The sequence below is a fragment of the Roseovarius dicentrarchi genome (assembly GCF_003316635.1).
Classification (GTDB): domain Bacteria; phylum Pseudomonadota; class Alphaproteobacteria; order Rhodobacterales; family Rhodobacteraceae; genus Roseovarius; species Roseovarius dicentrarchi.
The window spans coordinates 163,007-176,954 of the sequence record NZ_QNQP01000005.1 but is presented as its reverse complement, the minus strand read 5'-3'; the positions used below and the strand labels follow the sequence as shown (position 1 = coordinate 176,954).

9 protein-coding genes and 1 tRNA gene are annotated in these 13,948 nt (G+C 63.9%); 7 read left to right on the top strand and 3 right to left on the bottom strand.

The features are described 5' to 3' along the window. The first annotated feature begins 30 nt into the window (after positions 1–30). Both DQ230_RS05530 and DQ230_RS05525 read left to right on the top strand, forming a co-directional pair. Positions 31–435 (top strand): hypothetical protein, encoded by a 405-nt coding sequence (locus tag DQ230_RS05530; RefSeq protein WP_162497373.1) that lies wholly within the window; start codon positions 31–33, stop codon positions 433–435. Beyond that, positions 428–1,624 carry an HlyD family secretion protein gene (locus DQ230_RS05525; RefSeq protein WP_113911491.1) on the top strand — a complete coding sequence of 399 codons (1,197 nt, stop codon included), beginning with the start codon at positions 428–430 and terminating at the stop codon, positions 1,622–1,624. The genes DQ230_RS05530 and DQ230_RS05525 overlap by 8 nt, the downstream gene beginning before the upstream one ends. Here DQ230_RS05525 and torT read toward each other — a convergent pair. Next, positions 1,618–2,643 carry a TMAO reductase system periplasmic protein TorT gene (torT, locus tag DQ230_RS05520; RefSeq protein WP_113911587.1) on the bottom strand — a complete coding sequence of 342 codons (1,026 nt, stop codon included), beginning with the start codon at positions 2,641–2,643 and terminating at the stop codon, positions 1,618–1,620. The two genes, DQ230_RS05525 and torT, sit on opposite strands and share 7 nt — an antisense overlap. On the opposite strand from torT, the gene DQ230_RS05515 reads away from it, so the two are divergent. Next, positions 2,642–5,374 carry an ATP-binding protein gene (locus DQ230_RS05515; RefSeq protein WP_238987434.1) on the top strand — a complete coding sequence of 911 codons (2,733 nt, stop codon included), beginning with the start codon at positions 2,642–2,644 and terminating at the stop codon, positions 5,372–5,374. The two genes, torT and DQ230_RS05515, sit on opposite strands and share 2 nt — an antisense overlap. Here DQ230_RS05515 and DQ230_RS05510 read toward each other — a convergent pair. Further along, positions 5,347–6,051, bottom strand: coding sequence for a response regulator (locus DQ230_RS05510; RefSeq protein ID WP_113911489.1), 705 nt, complete (start codon positions 6,049–6,051; stop codon positions 5,347–5,349). The two genes, DQ230_RS05515 and DQ230_RS05510, sit on opposite strands and share 28 nt — an antisense overlap. 114 nt (positions 6,052–6,165) lie before the next feature. Here DQ230_RS05510 and DQ230_RS05505 point away from each other — a divergent pair, with 114 nt between their 5' ends. From DQ230_RS05505 to DQ230_RS05490, 4 genes are all read left to right on the top strand, one after another. Next, positions 6,166–8,835, top strand: a complete 2,670-nt coding sequence (locus DQ230_RS05505) for a molybdopterin-dependent oxidoreductase (protein ID WP_113911488.1) — start codon at positions 6,166–6,168, stop codon at positions 8,833–8,835. Between the two features lie 109 nt (positions 8,836–8,944). Beyond that, positions 8,945–10,219, top strand: a complete 1,275-nt coding sequence (locus DQ230_RS05500) for a molybdopterin molybdotransferase MoeA (RefSeq protein WP_113911487.1) — start codon at positions 8,945–8,947, stop codon at positions 10,217–10,219. Further along, complete coding sequence (locus DQ230_RS05495; RefSeq protein ID WP_113911486.1) at positions 10,219–10,746, top strand: DUF2478 domain-containing protein; 528 nt, start codon at positions 10,219–10,221, stop codon at positions 10,744–10,746. The genes DQ230_RS05500 and DQ230_RS05495 overlap by 1 nt, the downstream gene beginning before the upstream one ends. Positions 10,747–10,878: 132 nt before the next feature. Beyond that, positions 10,879–13,773 (top strand): PAS domain-containing protein, encoded by a 2,895-nt coding sequence (locus DQ230_RS05490; RefSeq protein ID WP_113911485.1) that lies wholly within the window; start codon positions 10,879–10,881, stop codon positions 13,771–13,773. Positions 13,774–13,842: 69 nt separating this feature from the next. Here the strand turns inward: DQ230_RS05490 and DQ230_RS05485 are convergent. Next, a tRNA-Pro gene (locus DQ230_RS05485) sits at positions 13,843–13,919 on the bottom strand. Positions 13,920–13,948: the final 29 nt, after the last annotated feature.

Sequence of the window (13,948 nt, the reverse complement as noted above, 5' to 3'; positions counted from 1 at the left end):
GTTGCTCAAGGCTATTTGAAAGACAGGTTTATGACACTCGAAGACGCGGCGGCCCATTCACCCCCCTCCTGGTTTGTCGCGCCGGGTGAGATGGACACGCTTGCGTGGATCTCTTTGGGGTTCCTTGCCCTGGCATTATACGGGATCATCACGCTTTACGCCGCGTTCGACCGCTGGGCCGAACATCGGTCAAGGGGAACGCCGCTGGCCAAGACCATCCCGACGTTGCTGACCATCGCGCTGCTTTACGAGGTGTTTCCGATTGCGCATTTCAGCCTTCTGTTGCCGCTCAGCGCGATTTTGCTGGCGTTGATGGCCGATTGGTCGCGGTTTCATTCGCTGGGCGCGGTGCCGGTTGACCAGACTGCGGGCGATCAGGACGTGCCGGCCGATCAGGACCACACGGCGCCAGTAAAGGATAGCCCGAATGTTTGAGCTTCTTTTCACGTCCTTTCCGGTCATCATCCGCTACTTTCAGCTGAAACGCCGGGGCGAGGCGATGAGCGTCTGGAACATGCGCACTGCCGTTTTTCTATGGGCCGGCATGGCGTTTTTCCTGTTTACGCTGATTTTTTACTTCCACCCGAAATCCTATTCCGGCCTGCTGCCGTTCCGCACCGTTTCGGTCGTGGCCCAGACCAACGGGCCGGTGACGGAACTGGCCGTTCAGAACGGGCAGCGGGTCGCCCCCGGTGATCTGCTGTTCCGGATCGAGGATGACAGCCAGACTGCCGCATTGAAACAGGCCGAAGCCCAATATGCCCGCATCGCCGCCGCCGAGGCGAAATCGGCCGATATGCTCAAGGTGGCCGAGGCCAACCTGCGCGAGGCGGTCGCATCACTCGATCTGCTCAAGGTGGATCTGGAGAATGCGCAGACACTGGCGGGCCGCAATGTCGGCACCCAGGATGCCGTGCGCAAGCTGGAAGCGTCGGTCAGCGTGGCCGAGGCCGGGCTGGCCGCCGCGCAGGCGCAGGTGGATCAGGCGCAAACGGACATCGAGCAGACGCTGCCCGCCGAACGCAAAACCGCCGAGGCCGCCGTGCAAAGCGCGCAGGTCGCGCTGGACAGGACCGAGGTACGCTCGTTCACCGGCGGGGTCGTCACACAACTGGCGATGAGCGTCGGCAGCCCCGCGTCACAGCTGATCCTCAGCCCGGCGATGGTCATCATCCCCGACCGCCCGGCGGATATACCGCTGAGGATCACGGCGGGTTTTTCCCAGGTGGCGCGGGCCACCATCTACGAAGGGATGCCTGCGGAAATTGCCTGTGACAGCAATATCGGAATGTCGTTCCATAACGCGATCCTGCCTGCCAAAGTCGCCTTTGTTCAGCCCGCCATCGCCATCGGCCAGATCGTTCCGGGGGGCCGCCTGCTGGAGCCTAACCAGGGTTTGGCGCGGGGGTCGATGGTGGTTTTCTTTGAGTTGAACCACCCCGAACATCAGCAAATCATGCTGGACGGAAGCGGGTGCATCATCCAGACCTATACCGACAACCTGGAGGGTATTTCGGGCCACATCATCGCGGCAACCGGCGTGGTAAAGGCGGTGGGCCTGCGCCTGAAAGTCTGGGGCGCCTTGATATCGGGGATCGGTCTGGCCGGTGGCGGCAGTCACTGAACCGCCGGAAAATAATCCGGCGGAGAGATTTGAACCGCGTCTGCGATGTCATCCTCGGGCGTCAAAAGCACGACTTCGGGCACAACATTCCGCTGCGATGTCAGGGGGCCGGATGCAATTTGCCGGATCGCCATGCGCGCTTGCAAAACCGGATCGTCAAATGACGCGGCGGTGACGCTGCCATTGATCAGGGCGCGTATGACCGTGTGGCTGACATAGGTTGCAACCAGTTTGGGCCGGGGCGCGGCAGGGCGCGTTGCCAGGAGGCCAATCGCGGCCTCGATCGCGGGGGCGCTGCCGATCAGGTAATCCGCCTGCGGATAGCGCGCCAGCGCGGTTTCCACCTGCTCAAGCTGCGGTTTGATCCCTGTATCGGCCACAAACACCTGGGCAATGCTGACCGAACTTTCGGCCAGTGCGCCGCGCAGCCCCGCCTCCAGCGGGCCGGTCCATCCGGCCTCATCAGGGCCGGTGATGAAAATGGCGGTTCTGGCGGCGGATCCGGCGGGGTGCAGCCGGCTGAGGTGATCGCCGATAACGCGGCCCATATCGCGCCAGTCAACGCCGGTGCGACCGCTCAGCGCATTGCTGTGCAGGGCATTCACCAGCCCGAACACCGGCACCTTTGGCGCCACTTGCGCAATGGCGCCAATCAATTCGGAATGGTCCGAGGTGACGGCGCCGATCAGGATCGCATCGGCGCCTTCGGACAGGCAGGCGTTCAGCTGCGCCACCTGCGCTGCGCGCGCCTCGTAACCGCCGGCCTCGAAAAACAACAGCCGGGCGCCCTGAAGCTGCGCCTCCTGCTCCAGCCCGTAGCCGACGCTTAGCCAGTAGTCATCCTTGAAATGCGGCACCAATACGCAATAGAGCGGCGTTGCCGCCCCCGCCGCGAGCGGCAGAAAACCCGCCAGAAATATACCTGTAGCCGCGATTGTGCCGGCGCAGGCGGCCACGTATTGTCTGAAAATGCGGCGCGCAAGATTTGACAAAAGGCTGATCCAGATACTCTCTGCCATGGCGGCGTTGGCCATCATGGTGGGCGTGGCCGCTATCGGGGTCAACCGCTATCTGGTGCGCGCCCAGGATGATCTGGTGGGCAACAACCTCCCGGCGATCGAGCTGGCCAGCCGCATCGGCGTGGCGGTCGAAGTGGTCGACACGCTGGAGGAAGCGTTCGCGCAGGCCGACACGCTGGCGGCGCTGGATCAGGTCGCCGCCGCGCTGTTGCGGACCGTGAGCAGCATCGAAGAGGGCACGCTGGCGCTGGAGCGGATGGACCCGTCGCTTGCGCCCGGCGCAGAGCCCACGCAGGCCGGCAGCATCGTCGCGCGCATGGGTGCCAATGCCAGACAGGAATTGGCGCTGGCCGCGCGCATCGCCGCGCAGGCGCGCGATCTGGCCGATGCCGGCGCGCGTCTGGATGGTCTGGTCGAGGCGCAGACAGATCTGGCCCGGCTGCGCATTACGGCCAGCATTGCGGGCCTGTACCTGGATCCCGGTGCGGATCCCCGGCCGGCGCTGGATGCGCTGGCGGACCGGCATTTTTTCGCGTTCGAGCGGCTGACCGAACTGGCCCGCATGGTGGACGCCGTGCGCGTCCGGTTTCGGCAGGTGCCGGATCTGGCGGCGCTGGACGCGCTGCAATCCGCCCGGACAGAGCTATCATCGCGCCTGACGCAGGTCCAGCGGCGCGTCGCCTTCATGCCGTCGCCGCAGGCGCAGCGCGCGGCAGGCGCGCAGATGCAGCGCCAACAGCAGGCGCTGGCCGCTGGCGGCCTGTTGGCCTTGCAAGAGGACCGCATCGCCCTGAACGGCGCCATAGCCGAGGACCGCGCGCATCTGCGCGCAAGCATCGCCGCACTGTCGGCGCGGGGCCGCCACGCGCGCGAGGCGGTTCAGGCCGCCGGGCTGGCCCGGATTGCCGCTGTCAGGCAACGCTCCGAATTGATGATTTTCGCGCTGTTCAGCGTTGTGACGGTGGCCGTCATTGCCGGGGCAATGCTGTGGTTTTATGCGCGCGCGCAGCTTGTCCGGCGGCTGGGCAACGTGTCGCGCCGCATCGTTGCCGTGGCGCGCGGCGAGTATGGCGCGCCGATTGCGATCAGCGGCCATGACGAAATCGGGCGCATGGAAAAGGCGCTGAACATTCTGCGCCGCCGCGCCAAGGATGCCGCCCGGATGCGCGACAGTCTGGAACAGGCGGTGATTGCCCGCACCGGCGATGTGGTGGCGGAAATGCAGGCCTCGGATGCGGCACGCGCGCAGGCCGAAGCCGCCGACCAGAGCAAGACCGAATTCCTGGCCCGCATGAGCCACGAGATACGCACACCGCTGAACGGCATCATCGGCATGCTGGACCTGCTGGCCGCAGAGGAGCAAAGCCCCGGCAGCGAAAGCCGTATCCGCACCGCGCTGGCCTCGGCGCGGGAATTGCTGACCATCACGAACGACATTCTGGACTATGCCGGCAGCGAAGATCGCGCAAATCGCGGCAATCCGGTGCATTTCTGGCTGCGCGAGCTGGTCGGCCAGATGGGGCACCAACTGCAATCGCTGGCCGCGCAAAAGGGGCTGGAGGCGGTGGTTGATCTGGCCGAATCTGCGCCGCCGGCCTTGTACGGCGATGTGGTGAAAATCCGCCAGATCGTCGGCAATCTGATTTCGAACGCAGTAAAATACACAAGGCGGGGCCGCGTCATGCTGGGGGTGGACCACGCGATTGACCCGCAAACCGGCCAGCCTGTTGTCAGCTTTACGGTGACCGATACCGGCATCGGCATGACCAGCGATGCGATTGCGCACGCCTTTGATGCCTATACGCGGGCGGCGTCGGTCAAGCGTGCGGGGATCGAGGGGCTGGGGCTGGGGCTGGCCATTTCGCGCAACCTGACCGATGCGCTGGGCGGCGCGCTGACCGTCGAAAGCAAGGCGGGCGTGGGCAGCCGGTTTACCCTGACGGTGCCGCTGATGGTGGGCGATCCGGCGATTGCCGCGCCGGAGGATGCGCATGTGCCAGAGGCGGCGCCGGGCCGCAAGGTTCTGGTGATTGACGATCACGCTGTGAACCTGATGGTCGCGCGCGGTTATCTGGAGCGGCTGGGCTGCGACGTTACCGAAGCGGCAACAGGCGCCGCCGGGCTGGACGCATGCGACAGCGCGCAATTCGATCTGGTGCTGATCGACCTTGATCTGCCGGACATGCGCGGCGCGGATGTGGCAGCGCAGCTGGGCCGCCGGGCAGACGCGCCTCTGCTGGTGGCGCTGACGGCCCATTCGATAGACGACACGCCGGAAAATCAGGCGCGGCTGGGCGTGGCGCGGGTGCTGTCGAAACCGGTATCGCCGCGTGCATTGGCGCAGGTGCTTGGCAGCAGCGGCGCGCAGTCGCGCCCGCCCGATTATCCGCAGGTTCTGGACAGTCTGAGCGAGGATATGCGCGATCTGGGTCCGCAGACCACGGCGCTGATCGTGCAGGCGTTTCTGGATGATCTGGCCGAAACGCTTGACCTTGTTCTAACGGGCGCGCCCGCCGCGCAGCGCAAGGCGGCGCACAAGCTGAAGGGGGCCGCGTCCAATTTCAGGCTGGACGCATTATGCGCCGCGTTGGCCCGTGTGGAGCAGGCAGGGGAGGACGCCGATCCGTCGGCGCTGCGCGCTGTGCAGGACGCGGCAAGAGAGGCGGAAAGACTGCTGCACGCCGCCGCGTCCGAGGCCGGACTTCAGACCGATTCAGGGTCCACGAAATGATAGCCCTGGCCATGTTCGGTCAAAATCCACTCTGGATTTGCCGCATCCTTTTCCAGCTTCTTGCGCAGGCGCCCCACAACCACGTCAATCATCCGGTCGCTTGAGCGCAGCGGCTCGCGGCCCATCAACTGGGCCAGCCGGGCGCGGCTGAGCGTCTGGCCGGGGTGATCGGCGAGGGCCGACATGACGTCAAATTCCTGCGTTGTCAGCGCCTCTGTCCGCGCGGCCGAAATCAGCCTGCGGCGGATCCTGTCAAAGCACCACGGCCCGAAATTGACGACCGGCGCCGCGCCCTGCGGCGCCTGCCCGATATCGGCAATGCGGGCCAGCAGGTTTTTCACCCGCGCCGCCAGTTCGCGTTTGTCAAAGGGTTTGGTCACGTAATCATCCGCGCCCATTTCCAGCCCGACAATCTTGTCGATCAGGTCATCGCGGGCAGTCAACAGGATGATACCGACGCGCGATACGGCGCGCTGCTCGCGCGTGATGGTCAGCCCGTCCTTGCCGTCAAGATTGATGTCGATCAGCAACAGCTCCGGCGGGTCCTGACTGATGATCGTGTCCATCTCGCCGGCATCTGCCGCCTCGCTGACCCGGTGGCCCTGTTCGCGCAGATAGGTCGCAAGGCGCACGCGCGTCGTGCGGTCGTCTTCGACAATCAGGATATGCTGGGCCATGAGGGCAGGTTACATTTCTTTACATCTTCGAACAAGCCAAATTGTCCGAGATCAAAGTAAGGTGAGGTCAGAGCCGGTAAACGATGATCAAAGATACACCCAAGGAGGTTTTCCATGTCATTCCAAAAGCCATCCCGCCGCGCATTTTTGCAAGGCACCGCTGCCGCAATCGGCGCAACCGGGGCCATGAGCAAAACCGCTCAGGCGTTTATCGACCCCAACTCGTACCGGGAACGTATTTTCCACGCGTCTCACTTCGGCTCGTTCCATGCGATCGTGCGGGACGGCGAAATGATCGAAGTGGATACCGCCGAAGCGGTGGACAAGCGTCCGACATCCATGATGCAGCTGGGCATCATGGACCGGACCTACGACAAGTCCCGCATCAACTATCCCATGGTGCGCAAATCCTATCTGGAAGGCTGGGAGACAGGCGACATCAAGCCCGAGCTGCGCGGCAAGGAAGAATACGTCAAGGTCGACTGGGACACCGTCTGGAGCCTGGCGGCCAAGGCGCTGCTGGACACTGCCGTCAACCACGGCAACGAGGCGATCTTCAGCTCCTCCTATGGTGGCTGGTCGAACGCGGGCAGCTTCCGCCCCAACGTTCTTCAGGGCCGTTTGATCAACCTGATCGGCGGCTGCACCAACACCGCCGGGGACTGGTCTGCCGGCGCCAGCCAGGTCTCGCTGCCCCATATCATCGGTGATATGGAAGTCTATTCACCCCAGTCCGCGTGGGAGACGATCCGCGACGAATGCGAAGTGTTCGTTCTGGTCGGCTGCGATCCGGTCAAGAACAACCGGATTGAATTCACCGTGGCAGACCACGACATGTCGTCGCGCTGGGAAATGATCCGCGACGCGGGCGTGAAATTCATCTCGATCAACCCGCAGAAAACCGCCTCGGACGCGGTTCTGGGCGCCGAGTGGGTGCGCATTGTTCCCAACACCGACGTTGCGCTGTTCTGCGCCATGGCCAACCACGTGCTGGCCGAAGGCTTGGAAGACCGCGCTTACATGGACAAATACACTGTCGGCGCCGACAAGTGGATCGCCTACGTCAAGGGCGAGGATGACGGCACCCCGAAGACACCCGAATGGGCGTCCGAGATCACCGGCATCGACGCGGCCAAGATCCGCGAAATGGCCGAATTGTTCGCCAAATCGAACACCAACATTGCCGGCGCATGGTCGCTGCAACGCGCCCAGCACGGCGAGATGACCCACTGGGCCATCATCAACTTTGCCGCGCTGACAGGCAAGATCGGCAAGCCGGGCAGCGGCGTCGGCTTCTCCTGGCACTATGGTGGCGGCGGTATGCCGCAATCGGGCAAGGCAACGCCGGTGGGCATGTCGCAGGGCCGTAACTTTGTCAAAACCGTGTGCCCCGCCAGCCGCATCACCGACATGCTGGAAAACCCCGGCAAGCAGGTGTTCTACAACGGCAACACGCACACCTATCCCGACGTCAAGGTTGTCTTCAACTCCGGCAACAACTTCATGTCGCACCAGCAGGACACAAACCGCCTGATCCGTGCGCTGGAGAAGGTCGAAACCATCATCAGCGTCGATGTGTGGTGGACAGCCGCAACGCGCTGGGCCGATATCGTGATGCCCGCGGCCTCGACGCTGGAGCAGGACGACATCAGTGTCGGCGGCACCTATTCCAACGACAAGATCTACGCGATGAAGAAGGTGATCGAGCCGCTCGGCGACAGCCTGCCCGATTACGAGATCTTCGAAGGTCTTGCCGACAAGCTGGATCTGTGGATGCCGTTCACCGAAGGCGAGGAAAAGATGTACCACATCCGCCTTGCCTATGAGGCGACAGATGCGGCCAAGCATACCTCGTTCGAGGATTTCTGGGAAAAGGGCTATGCCCGCCAGGAGGTGCCGGAGGCCGCGCACAAGTGGACGCGCCACAGCGAATTCTACAACGACCCCGAAGGCTCCCCGTTGCACACCACTTCCGGCAAGATCGAGATGTTCTGCGAAGACTTCGCCAAGCTCGACATCGAAGACATGCCCGGCATGCCGATGTGGATGGAAAAGCACGAATATCTGGGCAACGCCAAGGAAGGCCAGTTGCACGTCGTGTCGCCCCACCCGTGGTTCCGCCTGCACAGCCAGATGGACCAGTCCAAGAACCTGCGCGAGCTTTACAAGATCCAGGGCCGCGAGCCTGTGCGCATCAACACCGAGGACGCCGCATCGCGCGGCATCGAAGAAGGTGATCTGGTCGAGCTGTACAACGATCGCGGCACGGTGATCGCCGGTGCTGTGATCAGCGATGAAATCATGCCGGGCGTGGTGTCGATCTACGAGGGCGCATGGCCGTCGCTGGACAGCAAGGGGCGCTGCAACTCGGGCCTGGTCAACTTCCTGACCTCGACACAGCCCTCTTCGGGTCTGGCGCAGGCGACTACAGCGAACACCACGCTGTGCTCCATGCGCAAATGCGAAGACCCCGAAGGTCCGAACCAGGCGTATGAAAAGCCGGCGATCATCGAGGATTACGAGCTGGCGGAAATCGATCAGGACAAGCTGGAGCTGGACCGGATCTATGCGCTGACCGAAAATCTCTATGCCGATATGGGACCGGGCGAGAAGCTGTATTACGAGCGTTGCACAGTCTGCCACGCGCCGCGCGAAGTGACCCACTTCTCCAAGCAGCAGTGGAACGGCATCATGCCTTCGATGTTCCCGCGTGCCGGTTTCAACGAAGCCGAGGCTGATCTGGTGAAAGAGTACCTGATGATGAACGCCTCCGACGCCAGCTAAGGCGCGGACAGCAACATTCGGGGGGCCGTACACTGCGGCCCCCCGATTTGATAAACGACCAGCGACCACCCCGGAAAACTCATGCCCCGCAATATCAGGGAGAGGACGGATGCACATTAGTCCCCTGGCCGCGCATGGCGGCTGTAGCTGTGACAGCCTCTCTGATGCGGCCCCGATGATGAGCGTGGCAAGCGCGCTGGACCGCGCGCTGGCGCAGGTCGCGCCGATCACGGACACTCAAACAGTTTCGCTGGAACATGCGCCGGGCCGCACGACCGGCGCATCCGTCTGTGCCGCCGAGGCGCTGCCGTTTTTTGAAAATTCCGCAATGGATGGCTTTGCGCTGCGCCTGTCTGATCTGGCGGGGCGCTGCTGCCTGCCGGTCGCCGGAACGGTTGCCGCAGGCGATCCGCCGCGCGATCTGCCCGGCGGCGCCGCGCTGCGGATCTATACCGGCGCGCCGCTACCCAAGGGCGCGGATGCGGTGGCCATGGTCGAGGCGTGCATCGACAAGGGTGACAAGGTTCACTTTGCAGCGCCCCCCGCGCCGGGCGATAATATCCGCCGCCGGGGCAGCGAACAGGACGCGGGGCAGGTGCTGCTGCGGGCCAATACGCGCATCGCGGCACATCATATCGGCCTGCTTGCGGCCAACGGGATCGCGGCTGTGGACGTTCTGCGCAAACCGCGCGTCGCCGTATTTTCGACCGGGGACGAGCTGCGCAGCGGTCCGCGCGCGCCGGGCCAGATCCCGGATGCGAACCGTCCCATGCTGCTGGCGCTGGCGCGGCAGGCCGGGGCGGATGTCACCGATCTGGGCATCCTGCCCGATGATGTGGAGGCCACCGCCGCCATGCTGCACGGGCTGGGCGATGCCCATGATCTGATCGTGTCCTCCGGCGCGGTTTCCATGGGCGGCAAGGATCACATCCGCGCGGCCCTGACGGCCGCGGGCGGCGTGGTGGAGGGCTGGCGCGTGGCGCTGAAGCCGGGCAAGCCGGTGATGTTTGGCCGCCTGCGCGATGCCGCATTTACCGGCCTGCCGGGCAATCCCTTTGCGGTGCATGTGGGGTTTCATATGTTCGTGCTGCCGCAACTGGCCCAGCTGCTGGGCGCGCGGCCTGCGCCCTTTGCGCCTGTGCCTGCGATCGCGGGCTTTGACTGGACGCGCAAGGCGGGCCGGGCCGAGGTGTTCCCGGTGCGCCTGAACGCCTACACCCCCGCCGGCCTGCCGGTGCTGGAGCGTCTGGGCCGCAGCGTATCGGCCACCTTGCTGCCGCTTGCCGGTGCGGATGGTCTGGCGATTGTGCCGCCAGAGTGCAGTAGCATATCCTTCGGCGCGCCTTTGATGTGGCGCCCGCTTTGCCCTACAGGAGATCTGTGATGAGCGTTTTTCCACTGGCCGCCGTGCGACTCGAGCATGGCGATATTGACGGATTTCTGGGCGAGATTGCCCAGACGCTGGCCCGGACGGGCATCCGCGTGCGCGGCGCACTGCAAACCCGCGGCGCCGAGGGCGGCGAATGTCACTGCGCCGATATGGACCTGACGACGCTGGGATCGGGCCGGGTCTTTCGCATCTCGCAGCCGCTCGGCAATGGCTCGCGCGGGTGCCGATTGCATCCCGGCGCGCTGGCCGACTGCTCGACCTTTATCGAGGCCGAGCTGGAGCAGGGGGCGGATCTGCTGATCCTCAACCGGTTTGGGCGCGGCGAGGCAGAGGGGCGCGGTTTTCGCGATCTGATCGGCAAGGCGATGGCGCTGGAGGTGCCGGTGCTGATGGCCGTGCGCCCAACCTATCAGGAGGCATGGGCCGAATTTGGCGACGGGCTTGCCTGTGATTTACCAATGACCCACGACGCCGTTCTGACGTGGTTCCATCAAACGCGGCAGGCGCGCGACGCCGCGTGATACCGGCCCAGCGCCCATGCCGATCGATATGGATTGCATGTTTTGCCGGATTGCCCCGCAACCGGCGCACACTTCCTCTTGTCAGGAAACGGGTGTGCCGCTACGCAGTAAACAAAAGCTGTGGACCCGGCCATGCAGATTGATCTGGACGCGCTTTTTGAAAAGGCGCCGACACCTTACATGCTTCTTGATCCGGATTTGCGAATAATCTGGGCCAATGACGCTTATCTCGATGTGACGGATCGCAGCCGCGATGACATCATCGGCCGCCTGCTGACCGAGGCGTTTCCGGCGCCTGCGGAGTCTGTATCGGATCAGATGCTGCGCGCATCGCTGCGCCGCGTGCTGACAACCGGGCAGGCCGATCATCTGGCCCTGATCCCCTATCCGATCAAAACGGCAAACGGTCCCCTGACCGCGCGATACTGGAGCGTGACGCACACCCCCATTTCGGACGCAGAAGGCCGGGTCGAGTACATTTTGCAAAACACCGCCGATGTGACCGATCTGTATCGCGGCGAACAGGTGGCGAATTTTGACGGTATTTCCCGCCAGGCCGAGCTGCTGCATCGCGCCGAGGCTGTGACAACGGAAAATCTGGCGCTGGGGGAAATGGCGGAGTTTTTCCAGTCCACGTTCGATCAGGCGCCCAGTTTCATGGCGATTGTTCAGGGGCCGGAACATGTGTTTCGGATCGTGAACCAGTCCTATACCGACCTCATCGGTCGCAAGGACATCATCGGCCTGCCGGTCCGCGAGGCATTGCCCGACATTCAGGGGCAGGGTTTTTTCGAGCTGCTGGATCAGGTCTTCCAATCGGGCGAGCCGGTGTCCGTCCGGGCAATGCCCGCAGAAATTCAGCCGGCGCCGGACAGGCCGCCAGAGAAGCGATTTGTCGATTTCATATTTCACCCGCTGAAGGATGCCTCCGGCGCGACGTCGGGAATATTCGTGCAGGGGCATGATGTCACCGGCCAGAAAATCGCCGAAGCCAAGCTGACGGCGGCGCGGGAAAAGTTTCGCACAATGGCACAAACGATGCCGGTGCATGTCTGGACAGCGGCCAAAAACGGTGGGCTGGATTGGCTGAACGAGCGGCTGTATGACTTCACCGGTTACAAACGGGGTGATCTGTACGGCGCGCAGTGGATACGCGTGCTGCATCCCGATGACCTGGACGCAGCAGCCGGCCAGTGGGCCGCCGCGCTGGAGCAGGGCCAGGCCTATGAGGCCGAATTCCGCATTCGCAAACATGACGGCACATATCGCTGGCATATCGTGCGCGCCTTGCCCCTGCGCGACCCCGGCGGCGCGGTGACCGGCTGGGTCGGAACCAACACCGATATCGAGGACCGCAAGAATACCGAGGCCGAGATTGCCAAGCTGAACGCGACGCTGGAGGCACGCGTGGCCAAGCGCAACCGCGAGCTGGAGGAGCTGAACGCAGCCTTGCGGCAAAGCCAGAAGCTGGAGGCAGTTGGCAGCCTCGCGGGCGGCATTGCGCATGATTTCAACAACCTGCTTCAGGTTATCATGGGCAATTTGCAGCTTGCGACGCGCGGCATGCCAGACGAGGCGCCCGGCCGTGCGCAACTGGATCAGGCGATGCGCAGCGTCAAACGCGGCGCAACGCTGGCTTCACAGCTTTTGTCCTTTGCGCGCAAGCAGCCGCTTGCGCCCGTCGTCACCGACCTCAGCCGCCTTCTCGGCGTGGCGTCCGATATCCTGCTCAGCGCCATAGGCGAGGGGATCGAGCTGGAGACGCATTTTGACGAGGATCTGTGGACCACAAGTGTTGACCCGCACAGCATGGAAAACGCCCTGCTCAACCTTGCGATCAACGCGCGCGATGCGATGGACGGGCAGGGCAAGCTGACCGTCGCACTGAGCAACGCCGAGCTGGACCCCGCTTTTGCGCAGGCCCATCCCGACGCGGAGGTTGGGCAATATGTCAGGCTGGCGGTGACCGATACCGGCTGCGGCATGTCGCCCGAAACCGTCGAGCGGATCTTCGAGCCGTTTTTCACGACCAAGGAAGACGGCCACGGCACCGGTCTGGGCCTGTCGATGGTCTACGGCTTTGCCAAGCAGTCGGGCGGTCATGTCACGCTGGACAGCCAGATTGGTGTTGGCACCACGATGAACATCTATCTGCCCCGCTCGCACGAGGCCGCGCAGACGGTGCGCACTCCCCAAGCCGCCGGCCTGTCCGGCGGGTCCGAGACGATATTGCTGGTCGAGGATGACGAGGACGTGCGCGAAACCGCCGTCAACATGCTGGCGGATCTGGGATATACCGTGGTGCAGGCGCCGGACGCCGATCACGCGTTGGACATTCTGGAAGCGGGCCAGCATATCGACCTTTTGTTTACCGATGTGGTCATGCCCGGATCGACCACCAGCCACTTGCTGGCCGAGCGGCTGCGACTGTTGCGCCCCGATGTGCCGGTGCTGTTCACCTCCGGTTTTGTACAGGATTCCATCGTGCATGACGGCCGGCTGGATGCGGGCGTGCAGCTGATCGGAAAACCCTACACCCAGCTGGAGCTGGCGCAGAAAATACGCGAAGTTCTGGGCGGCACCGGAATGTCGGCCCCGCCCGTGACGCCCGCCCCGGCGGCGCGCCCCGCAGACGCGGTTTCGGCAGATGCGCCCCTATTTGACGGCCTGCGCGTTCTGGTTTGCGAGGATGACATCCTGATCCGCACCGATCTGGCCGAAGGTTTGCGCGAAGCCGGCTGCGCGGTTCTGGAGGCTGGCAGCGCGGGCGCGGCGCTGGACCTGCTCAATAGCGATCCGGTGGATATTCTGATCACCGATGTCGGCCTGCCGGACCGCACGGGCGAAGATCTGGCACAGGACGCGCGGGCGCTGGATGCCAACCTGCCGGTGATCTTTGCAACCGGCGGCGTGGATGTGCCGTCTGCCGCCGCGCTGGGCAAATGCATGATATTGAGCAAACCTTTTGCCGAATCCGCGCTGCACGACGCGATCCGGGATGTCTTGCGATACCGTACCAGCGCCTGACGCAGCGCAGGCGGAGGCCAAGGGCAAAGCCCTGGGCCGGTGTGACGAAATAGACTGTTCTGGAAAAACTGGTCGGGCTGAGAGGATTCGAACCTCCGACCCCCTGCTCCCGAAGCAGGTGCGCTACCAGGCTGCGCTACAGCCCGACCTTGGCGCGACCGATAGACGAGGGGCG